The organism is Kitasatospora sp. NPDC059599, from assembly GCF_042735125.1.
Classification (GTDB): Bacteria; Actinomycetota; Actinomycetes; order Streptomycetales; family Streptomycetaceae; genus Kitasatospora.
This window is the reverse complement of the sequence record NZ_JBHWCL010000109.1, coordinates 1-19,277: the sequence shown is the minus strand read 5'-3', so window position 1 is coordinate 19,277 and position 19,277 is coordinate 1. Positions and strand designations below refer to the sequence as shown.

Sequence of the window (19,277 nt, the reverse complement as noted above, 5' to 3'; positions counted from 1 at the left end):
GAGGGGACCGCGGAGGCTGCGGGGGAGGCGGCGGCGGAGGCCGCGGGGAGGCAGCGGCGGCGGGGAGGCGGGAAGGGGCCGGGAACGCGAAAGCGCCCCACCACCGCGGTGAGGCGCCCGTACAGCTGTGCGGTTGTCCGTCGTTGTCGAAAGGTCAGCGGGGCCGGTGGGCCGGCCCGTCAGACCGCGCTCTTCTTGAGCCGACGGCGCTCGCGCTCGGAGAGACCGCCCCAGATGCCGAAGCGCTCGTCATTGGCGAGGGCGTACTCCAGGCACTCCGAGCGGACCTCGCAAGCGAGGCAGACCTTCTTGGCCTCGCGGGTCGAGCCGCCCTTCTCGGGGAAGAAGGACTCGGGGTCGGTCTGGGCGCACAACGCGCGCTCCTGCCAGCCGAGTTCCTCCTCGTCCTCCGTGATGCCGTCCCCGATCAACAGCTCAAAGAGCTCGCTCATGTGGCGCGCCTCCTCTGCCCCTACTTGGCGTCCCCGTGGTTGCCGTTGCCTCGTGCGGCTGACGACACGAGTGAAATTACAGTTGCGTCACTCTGGCCCAGTCAAGCCGAGCTCTGGTATTGGGGCCAGGATTCACTCCCCGGCACCAAGCCGTTACGAATAGTGTACATATTCGGACACAACGGACCTTCCGCCTCAAGGCCCTGAACTGCGCCGAACCGTCCGCAACCATTCGCCAGGTGACGCCCGGTCACCACCACAGGCCGGTCATCGGCCTGCCTTCCCGGCGATCTTCTCATCGAAACATAGAGAGTGATGAATCACCCCATCAGGGCAAGATCCGGGCCTAACCCACTCGAATGCCGCATCCATGGGTTTGACACCGGCACCGCGGATGCGGTGTCCTTGCCCCTATGTCAGAGTCCACCAGCCCCCGAAGCGGTTCCACGCTTCGCCGTGCCGTGAACTCTTGTTGTCGCCTCTGTTCCTGCTGTATCTAGGCGCCCGCGTCCCACCGCGCGCCGCCCCAGGAAGCACAGAGGCCGCCCGCGATTCCCGCCCCAGGACATCCCGGATCCGGCTGATCCCGACGAACCAGCCGACACCTCCGAGGACGACTCCCGTGCGCATGATCCGCATCCGCAGGCGGAACCGCGACCGCAACAAGCTCGCCCGCCGCGGCCTCGCCGCCCACTCCCCGCGCCCCACCGGCGGACAGCGCTGGGCGGACGGGCTCAGCGACGTCTCCATCGCCGGCGACCCGCTCGCCTTCCCGCACCTGGCCCGGACCGACCTGCCGGCCCACCCCACCACCGTCGCCGGGTACGCCCGGCTGGTCCGCGAGATCGCCGCCGACCGCGCCCGCTGGGAGCCGCTGGTCCGCTACGACGCGCTGACCCGCTGGTACGCCCGGCTGGAGACCGGCCCCGGCTACGAGGTCTGGCTGCTCAGCTGGCTGCCCGGCCAGAGCAGCGGCTTCCACGACCACGGCGAGTCCTCCGGCGTGATGACCGTCGTCCGCGGCGAGCTCGTCGAGCGCTCCCTCACGCACGCCGGCGAGACCTCCCGAATCCTGCGGCCCGGCGGGATGGGGGTCCCCCCGGCCGGAGGCTGGGGGAGGGTGTTCTCCTCCGGCTACCTGCACGAGGTGGTCAACGGCGCGCTCGAACCCGCCGTCTCCATCCACCTCTACACCCCGGGCCTCACCGAGATGAACCAGTACGGCGCCCACGTCGTCCCCGAACAGCACACCGAGCAGCACACCGAGCAGCGCACCGAACAGCACGCGGAGCCGCACCGGGCGCCGTCCGAGCGGCACTGAGCGCAGGCTGACGGACGGTCGGGCCGTGGCAGGATGAGCCCATGCGCATCGTGGCACTGGCAGGCGGAATCGGCGGAGCGCGCTTCCTGCGCGGGCTCCTCGCGGCGGTCGGACCGCAGGACGAGATCACCGTCATCGGCAACACCGGCGACGACATCCACCTCTACGGCCTCAAGGTCTGTCCCGACCTCGACACCGTGATGTACACCCTCGGCGGTGGCATCCACGAGGAGCAGGGCTGGGGCCGGACCGACGAGACCTGGTCGATCAAGGCCGAGATGAAGGAGTACGGCGTCGGCCCCGAGTGGTTCGGGCTCGGCGACCGCGACTTCGCCACCCACCTCGTCCGCAGCCAGATGCTCACCGCCGGGTACAGCCTCAGCCAGGTGACCGAGGCGCTGTGCGTGCGCTGGAAGCCCGGCGTGCGGCTGCTGCCGATGAGCGACGACCGGGTCGAGACGCACGTGCGGATCACCGACGAGCAGGGCACCCGGGCGGTCCACTTCCAGGAGTACTGGGTCAGGCTGCACGCCGCCGTGGACGCCGAAGCGATCATCCCGGTCGGCGCGGACACCGCGAAGCCCGCGCCCGGCGTGCTGGAGGCGATCGCGGAGGCCGACGTCATCCTCTTCCCGCCGTCCAACCCGATCGTCTCGATCGGCACCATCCTCGCCGTCCCCGGCATCCGGGAGGCCGTCGCCGCCGCCCCGGCACCGGTCGTCGGGCTCTCCCCGATCATCGGCGGGGCACCGGTGCGCGGCATGGCCGACAAGGTGCTCGCCGCCGTCGGCGTCGAGGCCACGGCGGAGGCCGTCGCACGGAACTACGGCTCCGACCTGATCGACGGCTGGCTGGTCGACACCGCCGACGAGGCGTCGGTGGCCGCGGTCGAGAACGCCGGGATCGCCTGCCGGGCCGTCCCGCTGCTGATGACCGACGTCGAGGCCACCGCCGCGATGGCACGGGCCGCGCTGGCACTGGCGGACCGGGTCCGCGCGTGACCGGCCCGCTGGAGGTCCTGGGGGTCGAGGGGATCCCGGAGGTCGACGCCGGGGCCGACCTCGCCGCGCTCATCGCCAAGGCCGGCACGTACCTGGACGGCGACATCCTGCTGGTCACCTCGAAGGTCGTCAGCAAGGCCGAGGGCCGGCTGCTGCACGCCGCCGACCGCGAGGCCGCGATCGACGCCGAGACCGTCCGGGTCGTCGCCCGGCGCGGACCGGCCCGGATCGTCGAGAACCGCAACGGCTTCGTCATGGCCGCCGCCGGGGTCGACGCCTCCAACACCGCCCCCGGCACCGTGCTGCTGCTGCCCGAGGACCCGGACGCCTCGGCCCGCGCGCTGCGGGCCCGGCTGCAGCAGCTCACCGGCCGCCGCCTGGCCGTCGTCGTCACCGACACCTTCGGGCGGCCGTGGCGCAACGGGCTCACCGACGTCGCGATCGGCGCCGCCGGACTGTCCGTCCTGGACGACCACCGCGGACGCACCGACAGCCACGGCAACGAGCTGACGCTCACCGTCACCGCGACCGCCGACGAACTCGCCGCCGCCGCCGACCTGGTGAAGGGCAAGGCGACCGACGTACCGGTGGCGGTCGTGCGCGGACTGGGCCGGCTGGTCACCGTCGAGGACGGCGAGGGCACCCGGCCCCTGGTCCGGCCCGCCGCGGACGACATGTTCCGGCTCGGCACCTCCGAGGCCCTGCGGCAGGCCGTCACCCTGCGGCGCACCGTCCGCTCCTTCACCCCCGAGCCGGTCGACCCCGCCGCCGTCCGCCGCGCGGTCGCGGCCGCCGTCACCGCGCCGGCCCCGCACCACACCACGCCGTGGCGGTTCGTACTGCTGGAGTCGCCCGAGACCCGCACCCGGCTGCTCGACGCGATGCTCGCCGCCTGGCAGCGCGACCTGCGCGAACTCGACGGCTGGGACGACGCCAGGATCGCCCGCCGCACCGCCCGCGGCGACGTCCTGCGGGACGCGCCGTACCTGGTGGTGCCCTGCCTGGTGACGGAGGGCTCGCACGACTACCCCGACGCCCGGCGTGCCGCCGCCGAACGGGAGATGTTCACCGTCGCCGCCGGCGCCGCCGTGCAGAACCTGCTCGTCGCCCTCACCGGCGAGGGCTACGGCTCCGCGTGGGTCTCGTCCACCATGTTCTGCCGCGACACCGTCCGCGCCGCCCTGGACCTGCCGGCCGACTGGGACCCGATGGGCGCCGTCGCCGTCGGCCGCCCCGCCGAACCTCCGCGCTCCCGCCCGGAACGCGACGCCGCCGCCTTCATCGCGGTGCGGTAGCGGCTGCCCCGCCCCTCCGGTTCCCGACGGACGCGGCCGCCGGTCAGCGGCGGCGGTGGTCCTCAGGGGCGAGGCGGGGGCCGTAGCGGGGCGCGTGGACGGCCGTGCCCAGGAGGAGACGGCAGACCCGGTGGCGGTGCGGCCGGTAGGGCTCCAGGAGCGCGAGCATCTGGGCGTCGTCGCTGCGGGGCCGGCCGGCCAGCGCCCAGCCGACCAGGTTCGGCAGGTGGAAATCGCCGACCGAGACCGCGTCCGGGTCGCCGTTGCTGCGCTGCAGGGTCTCCGCCGCCGTCCAGACGCCGATGCCCGGGACGGCGGTGAGGCGGGCGAACGCCTCCTCGTGCCCCATCGCCGACGCCTCCTCCAGGCGCGGCGCCAGCCGCACGGCCCGCATCACGGTCGCGGACCGCTTCGGGTCCACGCCCGCCCGGTGCCACTCCCAGCTCGGTATGAGCGCCCACTCCCGGGCCGACGGCGCGACCCGCATCCCCTCGGCCGGCCCCGGCGCCGGGGTGCCGAAGTCCCGCAGCAGGGTGCGCCAGGCGCGGTACGCCTCGTCGGTGGTGACCTTCTGCTCCAGGACCGCCGGGACGAGGGACTCCAGCACCAGGCCGGTCCGGGTCAGCCGCACCCCGGCGGTGCGGCGCTGGGCGTCCCGCAGCGGACCGGGCGGCAGCACCAGCGCCTCCGGCCGGTCCTCCGCGCCCAGCAGCGCGGGCAGGCGGTCGAGCAGCCAGTCCGCGCCCGGGCCCCAGGCGGTCGCCTCGACCTCACCGGCGGCGGGACGGGACAGCACCCGCAGGGTGCCGACGCCCCCGGGGGTGCGGGAGGCACGCCAGACGGCGCCGTCCCCGCTGGTCCGGTACGCCGGGTCCGCCGGGCCGCGGCGCAGCGGCAGCAGGGTCCGGGCCGCGTCCAGCGGGAAGCCCGGCCGCCAGCGCCGCACCGCGCCGCCGCCCGTACCGTCCGTCCCGCCCGCCACTGCCGTCGCCTCCTTCGCCCCCGTCGCCGACCATGGGGATATGAACGATACGCGGCTGCCGGAGCTGCCCTCCGGGGACGAGAGCGCGGTGCGGGGGCTGTACCGCCGGGTGCTGGAGGGGTGGAACCAGCGGGACGGCGCGGCCTTCGCCGGGCCGTTCGCGGAGGACGGCGAAGTGATCGAGTTCGACGGGACCCGCTACCGCGGGCGCTCGGCGATCGCCGCCGAGACGGGGCGGGTGTTCGCGGACCACCCGACGCCGGAGTACGTGGCCAAGGTGCGGCGGGTCCGGGCGCTGGGGGCGGACGTGGTGCAGCTGGACGGCGTCGCCGGGATGGTGGCGGACGACGCGGAGGACCTGGACCCGGCGCTCAACGCGGTGCAGACGGTGATCGCGGTGAACGCCGGGTCGGGGTGGCGGATCGCACTGCTGCAGAACACACCGGCGCGCTTCGACCTGCAGCCGGACCGGGCGGAGGCGTTGACGCGGGAGCTGCGGGGGCTGATCGGGCGGGGCCCGGGGCCGGCGCAGGAGCACCCGGTCCGGCCCCAGGGGTCCTGACGGGGTTCAGCGGCCCTGGAGGTGGGCGGCCCAGGAGCGGATGTCGCCGAGCCGGTCGTAGAGGCCGTCGCCGGGGCACTCGGTGGCGAAGGCGTCCCGGTGGCCCGAGACGGTGTCGAAGGAGACGACCGTGCCCTTGGGGTAGCGGCTCTGCGAGGAGCCGGAGGTCAGGTTGGTGTGGCCGGCCGCGTCCTGGCCGGTCAGGCCGAGCTTCCAGGCCGCGATCTTGCTCACGCCGTCCACCAGGTCCTGCGGCGGCCCGTCCGTGGTGAAGGTGCCGAGCGCGGCGACGCCGGCCGAGTCGGTGTTGAAGCCGAGGGTGTGTGCGCCGAGGACGGGCTGGGCGACGCCGCCGGCGCGGCCCTCGTAGATGGTGCCGCAGCGGTCGACCAGGAAGTTGTAGCCGATGTCCCGCCAGCCGTTGCTCTGGACGTGGTACTGGTAGATCGCGCGGATCATCTGCGGTGCGTCACCGCACGCGTAGTCGGTGGTGGTGTCGGTGTGGTGGACGAAGACCGCCTTGACCGTCCCGGTGTAGACGAAGCCCGGGTCGCGCAGCGACTCGTCGGCGCCCCAGCCGGCCCGGGTGACGATGCCCGGGCGCGGCGCCTCGTGGTCCTGCGGCAACCGGGCGGCCGCGGTCTCGGCCGGCAGCGTGCGCGGGGCGGAGGATGCCGCGCCCTTGCCCGGGTCGACCAGTTCGGCGCGGAGCCCGGCGGGCAGTCCGTTCGGCCCGGGGGTGACCTCGATCGTGACGCCGTCGCTGCGGCCGGTCCACAGCGGTGCCGTCGAGCCGCGGATGCCGGACCGGCCGTCCCGCTCGTCGGGGGCGTCCTCGCCCTCGACGGCGAGCTGGTGCCAGTCGGTCCAGGTGCCGGTGGAGGCGCGGTGGGTGCGGACCCGGATCGAGGTGCCGGCGAGGGACTGCCGGGGATCGTCCCAGCTCACCCCGATGAGCGAGAAGGGCTTGGTGGTGCGCTTCGTGACGCTGTGTTCGGCGGAGGTCAGCGACAGGCTCGTCACGGTGCCGCCACCGGCGGAGGTCTGCTCGGCCGGGACCGGCTCGGCGACGGCAGGAACGGCGACGGCTGGGACGGCGGTGGACTGGAGCAGCAGGACGGCGATGCAGCTCGTGGCCGCACCGGCGAGAAGTGAGATACGCATAAAACGGATATTGACGACAAATGACCGATGCCGCCACGCCGCCCCGCGCCCGTTCGGCCGCCCCTCCCGGCCTCCCACTCGAAGGCCGTAGGCTGGGGCGCACCATGACTGCGCCTTTCGCTGCCGATGCCCGCACCCCCGTCGAGCTGCTGCACGCATTCCTGCGCGGCGGCACCCCTTCGGTCGATCCCGCGGCCCCGCTGGTCACCTTCTACGACGACGCCACCGGCGAACGGGTGGAGCTGTCCGCCCGGACCTTCGACAACTGGGTCGCCAAGACCGCCAACCTCCTACAGGACGAGCTGAACGCCGGCCCGGGCGACCGGGCCGCCCTGCTGCTGCCCGCCCACTGGCAGAGCGCCGTCTGGCTGCTCGCCTGCTGGTCGGTGGGGGTGGCGGCGGTGCCGGGCGGCGACCCGGCCACCACGGACCTGGTCGTCAGCGGCCCGGACGGACTCGCGGCCGCCCAGGCCTGCGAGGGCGAGCGGGTGGCGCTCGCCCTGCGTCCGCTCGGCGGCCGCTTCCCGCAGCGCCCGGACGGCTTCCTCGACTACGCCGCCGAGGTGCCCGGCCAGGGCGACCGCTTCGCCCCGTACTCCCCCGTCGCCCCTGAGGGGCAGGCACTGGAGACCCTGGTGGACGGGCTGCCGCTGAAGCTGACGGGCGAACAGACCGTCGCACTGGCCCGGGAAGGCGCGGTCCGCCTCGGCGTGAAGCCCGGCGACCGGGTGCTGTCCACCCTCTCGTACGACGACTGGGCGGGCCTGGAGGCCGGCCTGCTGGCGCCGCTGGCGGCCGGCGCCTCGGTGGTGCTGTGCCGCAACTCGCAGGCGCTGGACGCCGAGCAGTGGGAGAAGCGGATCGACTCCGAACGGGTGACACTGCGCCTCGGGTGACCCCCAGGCCCCGGCCGGGCGGGTAGGGATCCCTGCCATGGCCGAGGACGACACCGAGCACCCCCCGACCGACACTCCCCCGACGGACGGCCCGCCCGCGGACCGTCCCCCCGCGGACGCCTCCCCGGGCGGGGCCGGACGCCCGCACAGACGCCGGCGGTGGCTGATGATCACCGCCGGCGTCGTCGCGTTCCTGCTGGTCGCCACCGGGGTGCTGCTCTACGTCGCCTACCGCAAGCTGGACGGCAACATCCGGACCGACTCGGCCACCGACCGGCTGCTCGCCAAGCTGGAGGCCGAGCGGCCGAGCCGCACCGCCGGCGCGCGGGGCGCCGAGAACATCCTGCTGATCGGCAGCGACGACCGCTCCGGCTCGAACGGCTCCTACGGCGGCGAGGCGGGCACCCAGCGCTCGGACACCACGATCCTGCTGCACCTGGCCGCCGATCGGAAGCACGCGACGGCGGTCTCCGTCCCGCGCGACGTCATGGTCAGCGTGCCCGCCTGCGAGAAGCCGGACGGCACCCGCAGCAAGCCCGCGCTGATGCAGTTCAACTGGGCCTTCGAGACGGGCGGCCCGGCCTGCTCGATCCGCACCGTCGAGCAGCTGAGCGGCATCCGGATCGACCACTACGTGATCGTCGACTTCAGCGGCTTCAAGACGATCGTGGACGCGATCGGCGGGGTCGACGTGTGCGTGCCGCAGCCGATCCACGACAAGGACGCCAGGCTCGACCTGCCCGCCGGGCGGCAGACCCTGCACGGCGAGCAGGCGCTCGGCTACGTCCGGGCCCGGGAGAGCCTGGGGGACGGCAGCGACACCCAGCGGATGGGCCGTCAGCAGCAGTTCCTGGCCTCGCTGATCCGCAAGGTGGAGTCGCAGGGGGTACTGCTGAACCCGGCCCGGCTGTGGCCGGTGCTGGACGCGGCGACCTCCTCGGTCCGGGCGGACGGCGGGCTGTCCTCGCTCGGCGCGCTGTACGACCTCACCCAGGACCTGCGCGGCATCCCCACGCCCAACGTGGTCTTCCTGACCGCGCCGCGCCGCCCGTACCGCTACGACTCGGACCGGGACGAGTTCGTGCAGCCACAGACCGGCCAGCTGTTCACGGCGCTGCGGGACGACCGGCCGGTCTCCGTCCGGCCGCCCGGGTCGACGCCGTCCACGGGCGCGGACGCGGGCGCCGGGGCGAGCCCGGGTGCGACCCCCGCCGCCGGCTCCGCCGAGGCGGCGACGGCGACGTCGCCCTCGGCCACCGCCTCGCCCACCTTCGAGGGGCGCACCGCCGACGTGGACGCCTGCGCGCAGCACTGACGCGGCCGCGCGGGCGTCCGGAACCCGGCCGCGCGGAGCCCCAGGTCGGCGCGGGTACGTCCGGCGAATGCCCTGCAAATGTCCGGCGGCGAACGGAATTTACCTCCACTTTGTTCAAACATGATGCAGATCACAGCAGGAACCATTCCCCCGTTCGGCTCGTCTACTGTGTTCCGGATCGGCCCGTCAGAACGGGCGGGCCGGAGCCGTGACCGGTCGAACGTAGGGAACCCCCGTGCACGAGGAGCAACCGGAAACCGGCCGGTACCGCGTGGACCCGGCCCCCGGTGTCCCCCGGCAGCGCCGCCGGGCCGCCGGAACGCCCGAGGCGCCGGCCGGGGAGGGCCGCCGGGACAGCCGGCGGCGGGCCGCCGCCCTCGCCAAGCGGCAGCGGCGGCGTCGGGCGCTCAAGTGGACCGCCGGCGCCGGCGCCCTGGTGATGGTCGCGGGCTGCGGCGGGGCGTACTACCTGTACCGGCACTTCAACAGCAATCTGACCTCCGTCAAGGTCCAGCTGGGCGACGAGGCGGAGCGCCCCAAGGCCGCCGGGGAGGCGCTGAACGTCCTGGTGATCGGCACCGACAGCCGGGCCGGCCTCGGCCGCGAGTACGGCGACGAGGGCAGCACCGGACACGCCGACACCACCCTGCTGTTCCACATCTCCAAGGACCGCTCCAACGCGACGGTGGTCAGCTTCCCGCGCGACCTCATGGTGCCGATCCCGGAGTGCCAGACCCCCCAGGGCAAGAAGATCCCGGGCTCGGCGCGGGACATGTTCAACAACAGCCTCGGCCAGGGCGGGCGCGACGCCGGCTGCACCTGGAAGACCATCGAGAAGAACACCGGGATCCGGGTCGACCACTTCATCCAGGTCAACTTCGAGGCGGTGAAGACGCTCTCCACCGCGGTCGGCGGGGTCGAGGTGTGCGCCGCCAAGGACATCAACGACTCGGACTCCCACCTCAAGATGGCCAAGGGCCGGCACGTCGTCCAGGGCGAGGAGGCGCTGGCCTTCGTCCGCACCCGGCACGCCGTCGGCTTCGGCGGTGACCTCAGCCGGATCCCGCTGCAGCAGCAGTTCATCAGCTCGATGATCCGCAAGATCAAGAGCGACGACACCCTGACCAGCCCGACCAAGCTCTACAAGCTCGCGGACGCCGCCACCAAGGCGCTCACCGTGGACGACGGCATCGGCAGCGTGGAGAAGCTCAAGAACCTCGCGCAGGACATCAGCAAGGTGGACACCAAGAACATCACCTTCGCCACCGCGCCCGTCCTGGAGGACCCCAAGGACAAGGACCGGGTCATCTTCAAGCAGCCGGACGCCCAACAGGTGTTCGCGATGGTCGCCGGCGACCGCTCGCTGACCGAGACCGCCGCCCCGCCCGCCCCCGACGGCGCCGCCTCCGCCGCGCCGGCGGCACCGACCGCCACCGCCCCGGCGGTGGACACCAAGGACGTCCAGGTCACGGTCCGCAACGGCAGCGGGAAGCGCGGGCTGTCCGGGCCGACCGTCGACAAGCTCCGGACGAAGGGCTTCGCCAAGGCCGCGGTCGGCACCGACGCCCCGGTCGCGGCGGGCACCACGGTCTCCTACCAGGCCGGCCAGGAGGCCGCGGCCGGAGCCCTGGCCGCCGCCCTCGGCCTGCCGGCCGACGCCGTCCGGCCGGCCGCGAAGGCGGACCCGAAGGCCGGGCTGCAGCTGGTGCTCGGCAAGGACGCCCTGACCGCTTCCTCCACCGCGGAGGGGGCGCCGACCGAGGCGCCCGAGGACCTCCAGCGGGTGCAGGCGGACGACACCGACCTCTGCGCCAAGTAGCCCCCGACCGGGGAGCGGGAACGCTACGCCCGCACGCGGACGGCCGCGGCCGGCAGTGGCCGCCGCGCGGGCGGCGGGGGCCGGCGGCGGCCGGTGCACCGGCAGCTGGTCCCACGGCCCGACGAGGGCCGGTCGGCCCGTCCGTCGACGCCCGCGCCCGGCTCGGCCCACCACACGGCTCCGCCGCCCCCGCGAGCGGCGGAGGCGGCGGAGACGGCGGTCGCGACGGGGCGTCAGCCGGTCTTGGAGAGCACGTCCTCGGCGGACGGGCCGACGCTGGCGATCACCCGGCGCGCCAGCGAACGCGGCGAGGTGAGGAAGCCGAAGCCCCAGCTGAGGTGCATGGTCGCGAACGCCACCGGGAGCATCGCCCTGGCCTTGGCGGACAGGCCGCGGCCCTCGGTCACGGCGCCGCCGACGATGCCCAGCAGGTAGGCGCCGGGCACCGCGAGGAAGGCCGGGTGGACGGCGGCGCCGAGCACCAGCCCGAGGGTGACCGCCAGCAGCGCGGACGGCGGGGCGAGGTAGCGCAGGTTGACCGAGCCGCGGTGGTAGCGGGTGACGACCCGGCGCCAGCGGCCGTAGTCCTTGTACTGCTTGGCCAGCGCCCGCACCGAGGGCCGGGGGCGGTAGGTCACCTTGAGCTGCGGGGTGAACCAGACCAGGCCGCCGTCCTGGCGGATGCGGTAGTTCAGCTCCCAGTCCTGGGCGCGGATGAACTCCTCGTTGTACCCGCCGAGCTTCTCCAGCACCTCGCGCCGGAACACCCCGAGGTAGACGGTGTCCGCCGGGCCGGCCAGGCCTCCGGTGTGGAAGGCGGCGTTGCCGACGCCGAGCTTGGAGGTCATCGCGGCGGCGACCGCGTTCTCCCACTCGGTCTCGCCCTCGGCGTGCATGATGCCGCCGACGTTCGCGGCCTCCATCTCGCCGAGCAGCCGGACCGCGGTCGCGATGTAGCCGGGGGTGAGCAGGCCGTGGCCGTCCACGCGCACCACTATCGGATGGCGGGAGCCCCGGATCGCGGCGTTCAGCCCGGCGGGCGTCCGGCCGGTGGGGTTCGCCACCGTCCGCACCCGCGGGTCCTCGGCGACCAGCTCGGCGGCGATCTCGTCGGTGCGGTCGCGGGACGGGCCGAGCGCGATCACCACCTCCATCGGCCCCGGGTACTCCTGGTCCAGGATGCGCCGGACGGCCGTGCGCAGGTGACGTTCCTCGTTGAGCACCGGCATGATCACGGAGACAGCCGGCAGCTCCTCAGCAGCCTTGGTGTTCATCGGGGCCCACCGTACCGGTGCGGACGCGTCCTCGTCTCGTCCCGGTCCGGGCCGCCGCGCGCCCCTCGCGCCCCCGCGCCGGGACTGTGATCAAGAACACGTGCCCGCCCGGCGGCGCGGGCCCGGACGGGGTGGTTCCGGCGCCCCTGCGACACGGGTCCGGTACGGGTTCAGAGTGCGTAGTGGGCCACGGTGAACACCGCGTAGCCGACCAGCGAGAGCCGGTTCACCAGGTGCTGCGGGCCGCCCAGCCGGTCCGGCAGGACCCGGTCCGGGCGCAGGTCGGGCCGGTGGGCGGCGGTGGCCACCGTCCGGGCGAGCGCCACCGGGTCGTACCGGTCGCCGAAGTGGCCGGCCAGCCAGACCGCGGGGCGGCTGGCGACGGAGAACTCCCTGCCGCCGCGCAGCCGGATGGTGAGCAGGTTCCGGTGGACCGCGGCCGCGTTGATCTCCGCCCAGCGGAAGCTGCGGGTGCGCAGCGCGGTGGCGACCCGCAGGCCGTGGCGGTCGGCCACCATCTGCCAGGACAGCGTCTGGGCGCAGGCGAGGATCGCCGTCGAACCGATCCACAGCGGGCGGACCAGGTTCTCCCACCAGCCGTCGTCGTCGAGCAGCACCACGGCGGCGGCGACCAGCAGCGCCGCCACCGGCCCGGCGGCCGCCCGCAGCGGCGTCGGCATCTCCCAGCGGCGGGCGGCCACCGGCGCGGTGCCCGGGCCGGCCGCGGGGGCGGCGGCCACCGTCTCGGCGGTCAACGCGGCGACGGCGAGTTCGCGCTCGCGGTAGCGCTCGGTGCGGCGGCTGAGCCGCGGGGCCCGGGCGGCCGGGGCGACCACGGCCGCCACCCAGTGCGGGTCTCCGTGCAACAGGCCGGGGCGGACGAGGAGTTGGTGGTCGATGCCGTCGGGGCCGCGGTACAGCACGGCGGGCACGCTGCGGCCGGCCCGGGCCAGCAGCGCGGCGGCCTCGGCGGGGGTCGCGCGGTCGAAGACCTCGTCGTCGTCCTCGTCGTCCGCGTCGTCCTCGTAGTCGTCGTAGTCGTCTTCGTCCTCCGCCCTGTCGTCCTCGTGGCCGCGCAGCAGGTCGGGGTAGTCGGCTTCCTCGCCGGCGGTCTTGTGGAACTCCGGCACCCAGGCCGGTCCCGCCTCGTCCGGGGCGCCTGCGGCGGCCCAGCGGTAGCGGTCGCGCTCGACCAGGCGCCACAGCCCCGGCCCGTCCGGCGGGCCATCCAGCGGCTGGACCAGCAGGTCGCCGCGGGCGTCGGCGCGGACCCGGACGGCGAGCGCGGGGGCGGACCCCTCGAAGGCCGGTCGGGCGCGCCGGGCGCGGCCGACGGCGGCCGTGCCGAGCAGCACCAGGCCGGGCAGGGCGATCAGACCGCCGGCGCTCAGTTGGCCGGAGACGTCGTAGTCGTCGCCGAGGGCGCGGACGGAGTCGCCGTCCACCAGCAGCGGGACGGTCTCGCCGGGCTGCGGCTGCCGCTGCCACCAGACGTCCAGGGCGGCGGTGCGCTCGGGGCCGCCGCCGGGCGGCTGGAAGCGGACGGTCAGCACGTCGTCCCGGTCGGTCGTGCCCGCGGTGCCGGTCACCCGGACGGACCGGTCGGCGGCCGCGTCCGCCCGGGCCTGCGCCCAGAACCCGTACAGCGGGAAGGCCGCGGCGACGACGAGCAGCAGGACGCCGAGGGTGCGGCTCAGCGCGGGCGGGGTGTCGCGGTGGACGGGCGGGTGCGTGCCGGCGGCCGTCCAGGGGAAGGGGACGGGCGAGGGCCCTCCCGCGGCCGTCCACGGGAAGGGGACGGGCGGGGCCATCAGTTCGTCCAGCTGCTGGCGGGCGCGGCGGCGGCCCGCCTCGGCGCTCAGCAGGACGACGGTGAGCAGCACGTGGAGCAGTACCGCCGACCAGCGGGCGAGCGGGGTGACCAGGCCCTCCGGCAGGTACCAGAGCAGGGCCAGGACCACGGGCGGGACCAGCGCCCGGATCCGGATCCTGGTGGCCAGCAGGACCACCTCGGCCAGGACCGACCAACCGGCCAGCGCCGATCCCCCGGTGTCCCGGCAGACCCCCTGGACGTTGCAGCGGGCGGCGGCGGGCTCCACCGCGGTGGCCAGCACCGCGAACGCGACCGGCAGCAGGGCGAGCCAGCGGCCGTCCAGCCGCCAGGCCGTGCGGGCGACGCGCCAGCGGGCGGCGGCCGCGACGGTGAGGGGCGCGGCGCTGGGCAGTGGCGGGGCGTCCGAGGGGAACATCGGACGATCATCTCAGCAGCCCTGGGGCTGAACGCGCGTCAGGGGCAGCGGGGGCGGTGCCCCGGCGGGCCCGGACGGAGCGGCCCCGCGGAGGGGCCCGGCACGGCACGCGGCAGGGGCCGGGTGCGGTGTGCACCCGGCCCCTGCCCGGTCCCGGTCCGGCGCCCCCCGGCGCCGGATCAGTCCGTCGCGATGGCGGCGAGGACGTTCATCCGTCCGGCCCGGAAGGCCGGGACGAGGGCCGCGACCAGGCCGATCACCACCGAGGAGACCAGGGTGATCGCGATCGTGGTGGTGGGGACGGAGAGCGTCGCGAGGCCCTGGTCCCGCAGGACCCCCTGCACGGTGACGCCCCAGGCGAGGCCCAGCCCGGTGCCGAGGACGGCGCCGAACACCGCGATCACCACGGACTCCAGCCGGATCATCCGGCGCAGCTGGCGGCGGGAGAGCCCGATCGCCCGCAGCAGGCCGATCTCCCGGGTCCGCTCGACCACCGACAGCGCCAGGGTGTTGACGACGCCGAGCACCGCGACCGTGATCGAGAGGGCGACCAGCCCGTAGATCAGGTAGAGCAGGGTGTTGACCTGGGACTGCACCAGTTCCTTGTAGCCGGCCTGGTCCTTGACGGTCAGCTGCGGGTACTCCTTGAGCCCGTCCTGCAGGGCGGTCAGCGTCCTGGCGACGTCCGCACCGGAGGAGGCCTTGGCGAAGAAGGTCCACACCGGCGGCTGTTCGGCGGCCGGGACCACCTCGGCCATGGTGTCCATGGCGACGAAGGAACCGTCGCCGAACAGCTCGCCCTTGGCGAAGACCGCGCCGACCGGCAGCTCCTGGGTGCGGCCCTTGCCGTAGTCGACGGTCACCCGGTCGCCGACCTTCAGGCCGTGCGCCTTGGCGAAGGCCTCGCCGATGCCCAGCGAGCCGCGCCCGATCGAGTCCACCGCGCCGGACTTGACGGTCGGCCGGAAGTCGGTGGCGAAGAAGGCGGGCGGTACGGCGGTCAGGTCGGTCTTCGCCTTCTGCCCGTCGGACAGCTGGACCTTGGCGGCCTGGAAGCCCTTCTGGGTGGTGACGTGGTCGATGCCCGGGGTCCGGCGCACGATGTCCAGCATCTCCGGGGTGACCTCGGTGCGGCCGCCGGCGATGATGTAGTCCACGCCGACCGACTTGTCGATCTGCGCACTGGCCGAGGTGACCGCCGAGGAGCTGAACACCGCGGAGGCGATCACCAGCGCCAGGCCGATCATCAGCGCGGCGGCGGTGGCACCGGTACGGCGCGGGTTGCGCATCGCGTTGCGCTGGGCCAGCTTGCCGGACGGCCCGAACACGGCCGGCAGCACCGCGCCGAGCACCCGGACGATGGCCGAGGCCAGCAGCGGGCCGAGCACCACGAAGCCGACCAGGGTGAGCACCACGCCCAGGCCCAGGTACTGCCCGCCGGTGGCCGCCTTCTCCGACCGCGCGCCGAGCACCAGCAGCGCGCCGCCGCCCGCCGTCAGCAGCAGGCCGACCGCCGTGCGGACCGCGTTGGCGCGGCCCTCGGCCGGGGTGCCGTGGTCGCGCAGGGCGGCCATCGGCGAGATCCGGCTGGCCCGGCGGGCCGGGAACCAGGCCGCGACCAGGGTGACCACGATGCCGAGCGCGTAGCCGGCGACGAACACGTCCGGCCCGATCTGCAGGTCGGCCGCCTTGAGGTCCATGCCGATCGCGTTCATCAGCTTGATCAGGCCGACCGCGACCCCCAGGCCGGCCGCGACCCCGAGGGTCGAGCCGAGCACGCCCAGGATCAGCGCCTCGACCAGCACCGAGCGGTTGACCTGCCGGCGGCTGCCGCCGACGGCGCGCAGCAGCCCGATCTCCCGGGTGCGCTGGGCGACCAGCATCGAGAAGGTGTTGATGATCAGGAACCCGCCGACGATCGCCGAGACGAAGGCGAAGCCGAGCATCGCGTACTTCATGAAGTCGAGGCCGCTGCCGACCTGCTTGGCGTTCTCGTCCTTCTGCTCGGCCGCGGTCTTGACCTGGTAGTCGCCGCCGATCTTGGCCGCCGCCGCGGCCTTGAGCTGGTCGTTGCTGCGGCTGCCGTCGCCGAAGGCCTCGACGGAGGTGTAGGCCGGCTCGCCGAGCAGCAGCTGCTGGGCGGTCGGGGTGTCCAGGAAGCCGAGCGCCGCGCCCGGGTTGGTGGCGGTGAAGGTGGCGATGCCGACGACGGTGAAGTCGTGCTTGCCGCCGGAGTTCTCGACCCGGACCTTGGCGCCGAGGCCGAGCTTGGCCTTCTTCGCGGTGTCCGCGTCCAGCACCAGCTCGCCGGAGTTCTGCGGCGCGTGGCCGGAGGTGATGGTGAGCGGGTTGCGCGGGGTGTCGGTCCAGTTGCCGAGCAGGGTGGGCGCGCCGCTGGTCGGGCCGACCAGCTTGTTGGTGGCCGGGTCGACCAGGATCGCGTTCCCGACCATGACCTGGCCGACGGCCTTCTTCACGCCGGGCACCGCGGCGACCTGGTCGGCGAGCGCGACCGGGACCGTCGGCGGCTTGACGGCGGCCTGCTGGTCGTCGTCCTCGGCCGGCTTGGGCGGCTGGACCGAGACGTCGGAGGCGGTCGCGGCGAAGAGCTTGTCGAAGGTACTGGTGGCGGTGTTGGAGAACACCAGGGTGCCGGAGACGAAGGCCACCGACAGTACGACGGCGATGAGCGAGAGCGCCATCCGGCCCTTGTGGGCGAAGAAGCTCCGCAGTGAGGTCTTGAGCAGCATGGTCGTCGTCCCGCCGCTCAGCTGGTGCGCTTGCCGTCGAAACGGCGCATGCGTTCGAGGACGGAGTCGGCGGTGGGCGCGTGCATCTCGTCGACGAGCACGCCGTCGGCGAGGAAGAGCACGCGGTCCGCATAGCCGGCGGCGACCGGGTCGTGGGTGACCATCACCATGGTCTGGCCCAGCTCGTCCACCGAGCGGCGCAGGAAGGTCAGCACCTCGGCGCCGGCCCGGGAGTCCAGGTTCCCGGTGGGCTCGTCACCGAAGATGATCTCGGGGCGGGCGGCCAGCGCCCGGGCCACCGCGACGCGCTGCTGCTGGCCGCCGGAGAGCTGGGTCGGACGGTGCTTCAGCCGGCCGGCCAGGCCGACGGTCTCCACCACCTGGTCCAGCCAGGCCTGGTCGGGCTTGCGGCCCGCGATGTCCATCGGCAGCGTGATGTTCTCCAGCGCGTTCAGGGTCGGCAGCAGGTTGAACGCCTGGAAGATGAAGCCGATCTTGTCCCGGCGCAGTCTGGTCAGCTGCTTGTCCTTGAGGCCGGTGATCTCGGTGTCGCCGATCCAGATCCGCCCGCCGCTGACCGTGTCGAGCCCGGCCAGGCAGTGCATCAGGGTCGACTTGCCGGAGCCCGACGGGCCCATGATCGCGGTGAAGCGGCCGCGCTGGATGTCGACGTCGACCGCGTCGAGCGCGGTCACCTTGGTCTCGCCCGAGCCGTACGCCTTGGTGACCTGACGGGCCGAAGCGGCGACGGCGGGGGCTCCGCCGGGAAGCTGGGGGTCGTACACGGCTGCTGCTGCCGTCGTCACTGGAGTCTCCTAAGAAGATGCGCTCACCCGTTGCCCCAGCCTCACGGGTCCGCCCGCCTGGCGACATGGTGCCAGCGGTAGTCCTCGACCGGGAGTCAGCCCCACCCTCCCGGTGGACCGGGCTGCCGGACCCGACCGGATCGGGCCGCTTCCTGGCGGGCGGGGATGTGTGAACCACGTTAGGAGCGGACGGCGGACGGCTCGTCATCCGACGGAATGAAGCGGCTCAACCAAGGTTCTACGGGGCGCGGCGCGCCTCCCCCTAGGGGTCGCCACGGCCCGTATCGGGGACGCCCCGTACGGGCCGCGGCGCTGGTCACCGACCGGTCGGCGCCGGCCGGCGGCCGGTCAGCAGCCGCTCAGCGCCGGAGCGGACAGCCGCTCCAGGGCCGTGGCGAAGCCCTCGACGACCGGGGTCAGCAGGCTCTCGGTCTCGCGCTCCAGCAGGGTCGTGCCGTCCTCCCGGGCGGTGACGTGGCGGTCGAGCACGAACCAGCCCTGCGTGATGTGGCCGGCACCCATCGAGCTGAGCACCGGACGCAGCGCGTAGTCCACCGCGAGGACGTGCGCGGACGAGCCGCCGGTGGCCAGCGGCAGGACGGTCTTGCCCGCGAGCGCGTACTGCGGGAGCACGTCCAGCAGGGCTTTCAGCAGGCCCGAGTAGGCGGCCTTGTAGACGGGGGTGCCGATGACGACGCCGTCGGCACGGGCGAACAGCTCGGTGACGGCGACGATCTCGGGGTGGTCGAAGTCACCCGACAGCAGGGCGTGCGCGGGCAGGCTGCGGGCCTCGAAGGGGACGACGTGGTGGCCGCGGTCCGCCAGCCGCGCGTCGACGTGGCGCAGCAGGCGGGTGGTGCGGGAGGTGGCGGACGGGGAGCCGGAAACGGACAGGACGACGGCCATGGGTTCACCTCTGGCTGGAAGCGGGGCGGCGCTGCGCAGCGGGGGAAGGCGCTGCGGCGGGGTCACCGGGGTGGGGCCGGTGCCGGGGGCGCTACGTCGGTGGACGTGCGGGTTTCGACGGGCGCGCGTCAGCCGCGACAGAGCGAACAGGCCACACCGCGCCGCAGGTCGACGTACCGCCGACGCGTGAGTGCAGGCTGATCCATGTCCGAAATGCAAACACGCCGTGTTCGAGCCGGTCAAGAAACGTTTCAGCCTCCGGAACGCCGGGTGTCCGAACGTTACGGAGGGCCGCGCGGGCGCTGCCGAGGGCCGCGCGGGCTCTGCCGAGGGCCGCGTGGGCTTTGCCGAGGGCTCTGCGGACCTTGCGGCGGAACGATCCGGTACGTGCATCAAAACGGCTACAAGAGGCCCGGTGGGCCCCCCGGGGGGAGTCAGCCCCACCGGGGTCGGGCATCCTCGACGGCATGAACACGTGGCAGGAG

At 74.1% G+C, this 19,277-nt stretch carries 15 protein-coding genes; 7 read left to right on the top strand and 8 right to left on the bottom strand.

What is annotated here, in order from left to right:
• Nucleotides 1-179: 179 nt before the first annotated feature.
• Complete coding sequence (locus ACFV04_RS30500; RefSeq protein WP_188299667.1) at nucleotides 180-452, bottom strand: WhiB family transcriptional regulator; 273 nt, start codon at nucleotides 450-452, stop codon at nucleotides 180-182.
• Nucleotides 453-1,074: 622 nt separating this feature from the next.
• Between ACFV04_RS30500 and ACFV04_RS30495 the strand changes: the two genes are divergently transcribed.
• From ACFV04_RS30495 to ACFV04_RS30485, 3 genes are read left to right on the top strand one after another with little or no spacing between them, the layout of a single operon-like run.
• Nucleotides 1,075-1,773 (top strand): cysteine dioxygenase, encoded by a 699-nt coding sequence (locus ACFV04_RS30495; protein ID WP_380533902.1) that lies wholly within the window; start codon nucleotides 1,075-1,077, stop codon nucleotides 1,771-1,773.
• 41 nt (nucleotides 1,774-1,814) lie between these two features.
• On the top strand, nucleotides 1,815-2,774 hold the full coding sequence (gene cofD, locus ACFV04_RS30490; protein WP_380533900.1) for a 2-phospho-L-lactate transferase: 960 nt from the start codon (nucleotides 1,815-1,817) through the stop codon (nucleotides 2,772-2,774).
• Nucleotides 2,771-4,069: a coenzyme F420-0:L-glutamate ligase gene (locus tag ACFV04_RS30485; protein ID WP_380533898.1), complete on the top strand. Its 1,299-nt coding sequence runs from the start codon at nucleotides 2,771-2,773 to the stop codon at nucleotides 4,067-4,069. The genes cofD and ACFV04_RS30485 overlap by 4 nt, the downstream gene beginning before the upstream one ends.
• Nucleotides 4,070-4,112: 43 nt before the next feature.
• Here ACFV04_RS30485 and ACFV04_RS30480 read toward each other — a convergent pair whose 3' ends face one another.
• Nucleotides 4,113-5,051, bottom strand: coding sequence for a DNA-3-methyladenine glycosylase family protein (locus ACFV04_RS30480; protein WP_380533896.1), 939 nt, complete (start codon nucleotides 5,049-5,051; stop codon nucleotides 4,113-4,115).
• Between the two features lie 40 nt (nucleotides 5,052-5,091).
• Between ACFV04_RS30480 and ACFV04_RS30475 the strand changes: the two genes are divergently transcribed.
• Nucleotides 5,092-5,613, top strand: coding sequence for an SgcJ/EcaC family oxidoreductase (locus ACFV04_RS30475; protein ID WP_380343874.1), 522 nt, complete (start codon nucleotides 5,092-5,094; stop codon nucleotides 5,611-5,613).
• Between the two features lie 6 nt (nucleotides 5,614-5,619).
• Here ACFV04_RS30475 and ACFV04_RS30470 read toward each other — a convergent pair whose 3' ends face one another.
• On the bottom strand, nucleotides 5,620-6,777 hold the full coding sequence (locus ACFV04_RS30470) for a peptidoglycan recognition protein (protein WP_380533894.1): 1,158 nt from the start codon (nucleotides 6,775-6,777) through the stop codon (nucleotides 5,620-5,622).
• Nucleotides 6,778-6,881: 104 nt separating this feature from the next.
• Here ACFV04_RS30470 and ACFV04_RS30465 point away from each other — a divergent pair, with 104 nt between their 5' ends.
• The 3 genes from ACFV04_RS30465 (at nucleotide 6,882) to ACFV04_RS30455 (ending at nucleotide 10,807) form a co-directional block, all read left to right on the top strand.
• A complete protein-coding gene (locus ACFV04_RS30465; RefSeq protein WP_380343880.1) occupies nucleotides 6,882-7,673 on the top strand; it encodes a TIGR03089 family protein in 792 nt (263 codons plus the stop codon).
• A 37-nt stretch (nucleotides 7,674-7,710) separates the two neighbouring features.
• Complete coding sequence (locus tag ACFV04_RS30460; RefSeq protein ID WP_380533891.1) at nucleotides 7,711-8,988, top strand: LCP family protein; 1,278 nt, start codon at nucleotides 7,711-7,713, stop codon at nucleotides 8,986-8,988.
• Nucleotides 8,989-9,223: 235 nt separating this feature from the next.
• Nucleotides 9,224-10,807, top strand: coding sequence for an LCP family protein (locus tag ACFV04_RS30455; protein ID WP_380533889.1), 1,584 nt, complete (start codon nucleotides 9,224-9,226; stop codon nucleotides 10,805-10,807).
• Nucleotides 10,808-11,040: 233 nt separating this feature from the next.
• Here ACFV04_RS30455 and ACFV04_RS30450 read toward each other — a convergent pair whose 3' ends face one another.
• From ACFV04_RS30450 to ssuE, 5 genes are all read right to left on the bottom strand, one after another.
• Nucleotides 11,041-12,081: a glycosyltransferase family 2 protein gene (locus tag ACFV04_RS30450; protein ID WP_360266193.1), complete on the bottom strand. Its 1,041-nt coding sequence runs from the start codon at nucleotides 12,079-12,081 to the stop codon at nucleotides 11,041-11,043.
• 170 nt (nucleotides 12,082-12,251) lie between these two features.
• Nucleotides 12,252-14,330: a hypothetical protein gene (locus tag ACFV04_RS30445; RefSeq protein ID WP_380533887.1), complete on the bottom strand. Its 2,079-nt coding sequence runs from the start codon at nucleotides 14,328-14,330 to the stop codon at nucleotides 12,252-12,254.
• Between the two features lie 179 nt (nucleotides 14,331-14,509).
• Nucleotides 14,510-17,080, bottom strand: a complete 2,571-nt coding sequence (locus ACFV04_RS30440; protein WP_380533885.1) for an ABC transporter permease — start codon at nucleotides 17,078-17,080, stop codon at nucleotides 14,510-14,512.
• Between the two features lie 17 nt (nucleotides 17,081-17,097).
• Nucleotides 17,098-17,886, bottom strand: coding sequence for an ABC transporter ATP-binding protein (locus tag ACFV04_RS30435; RefSeq protein WP_380343894.1), 789 nt, complete (start codon nucleotides 17,884-17,886; stop codon nucleotides 17,098-17,100).
• 348 nt (nucleotides 17,887-18,234) lie between these two features.
• Nucleotides 18,235-18,792 (bottom strand): NADPH-dependent FMN reductase, encoded by a 558-nt coding sequence (gene ssuE / locus ACFV04_RS30430; RefSeq protein ID WP_360266184.1) that lies wholly within the window; start codon nucleotides 18,790-18,792, stop codon nucleotides 18,235-18,237.
• Between the last annotated feature and the right edge of the window lie 485 nt (nucleotides 18,793-19,277).

What these genes read in the sequence shown, in the direction of transcription:
- ACFV04_RS30500 (WP_188299667.1), bottom strand. Translation starts at nt 452, where the DNA reads ATGAGCGAGCTCTTTGAGCTGTTGATCGGGGACGGCATCACGGAGGAC.
- cofD (WP_380533900.1), top strand. Translation starts at nt 1,815, where the DNA reads ATGCGCATCGTGGCACTGGCAGGCGGAATCGGCGGAGCGCGCTTCCTG.
- ACFV04_RS30475 (WP_380343874.1), top strand. Translation starts at nt 5,092, where the DNA reads ATGAACGATACGCGGCTGCCGGAGCTGCCCTCCGGGGACGAGAGCGCG.
- ACFV04_RS30470 (WP_380533894.1), bottom strand. Translation starts at nt 6,777, where the DNA reads ATGCGTATCTCACTTCTCGCCGGTGCGGCCACGAGCTGCATCGCCGTC.
- ACFV04_RS30465 (WP_380343880.1), top strand. Translation starts at nt 6,882, where the DNA reads ATGACTGCGCCTTTCGCTGCCGATGCCCGCACCCCCGTCGAGCTGCTG.
- ACFV04_RS30460 (WP_380533891.1), top strand. Translation starts at nt 7,711, where the DNA reads ATGGCCGAGGACGACACCGAGCACCCCCCGACCGACACTCCCCCGACG.
- ACFV04_RS30450 (WP_360266193.1), bottom strand. Translation starts at nt 12,081, where the DNA reads ATGAACACCAAGGCTGCTGAGGAGCTGCCGGCTGTCTCCGTGATCATG.
- ACFV04_RS30445 (WP_380533887.1), bottom strand. Translation starts at nt 14,330, where the DNA reads ATGTTCCCCTCGGACGCCCCGCCACTGCCCAGCGCCGCGCCCCTCACC.
- ACFV04_RS30440 (WP_380533885.1), bottom strand. Translation starts at nt 17,080, where the DNA reads ATGCTGCTCAAGACCTCACTGCGGAGCTTCTTCGCCCACAAGGGCCGG.
- ssuE (WP_360266184.1), bottom strand. Translation starts at nt 18,792, where the DNA reads ATGGCCGTCGTCCTGTCCGTTTCCGGCTCCCCGTCCGCCACCTCCCGC.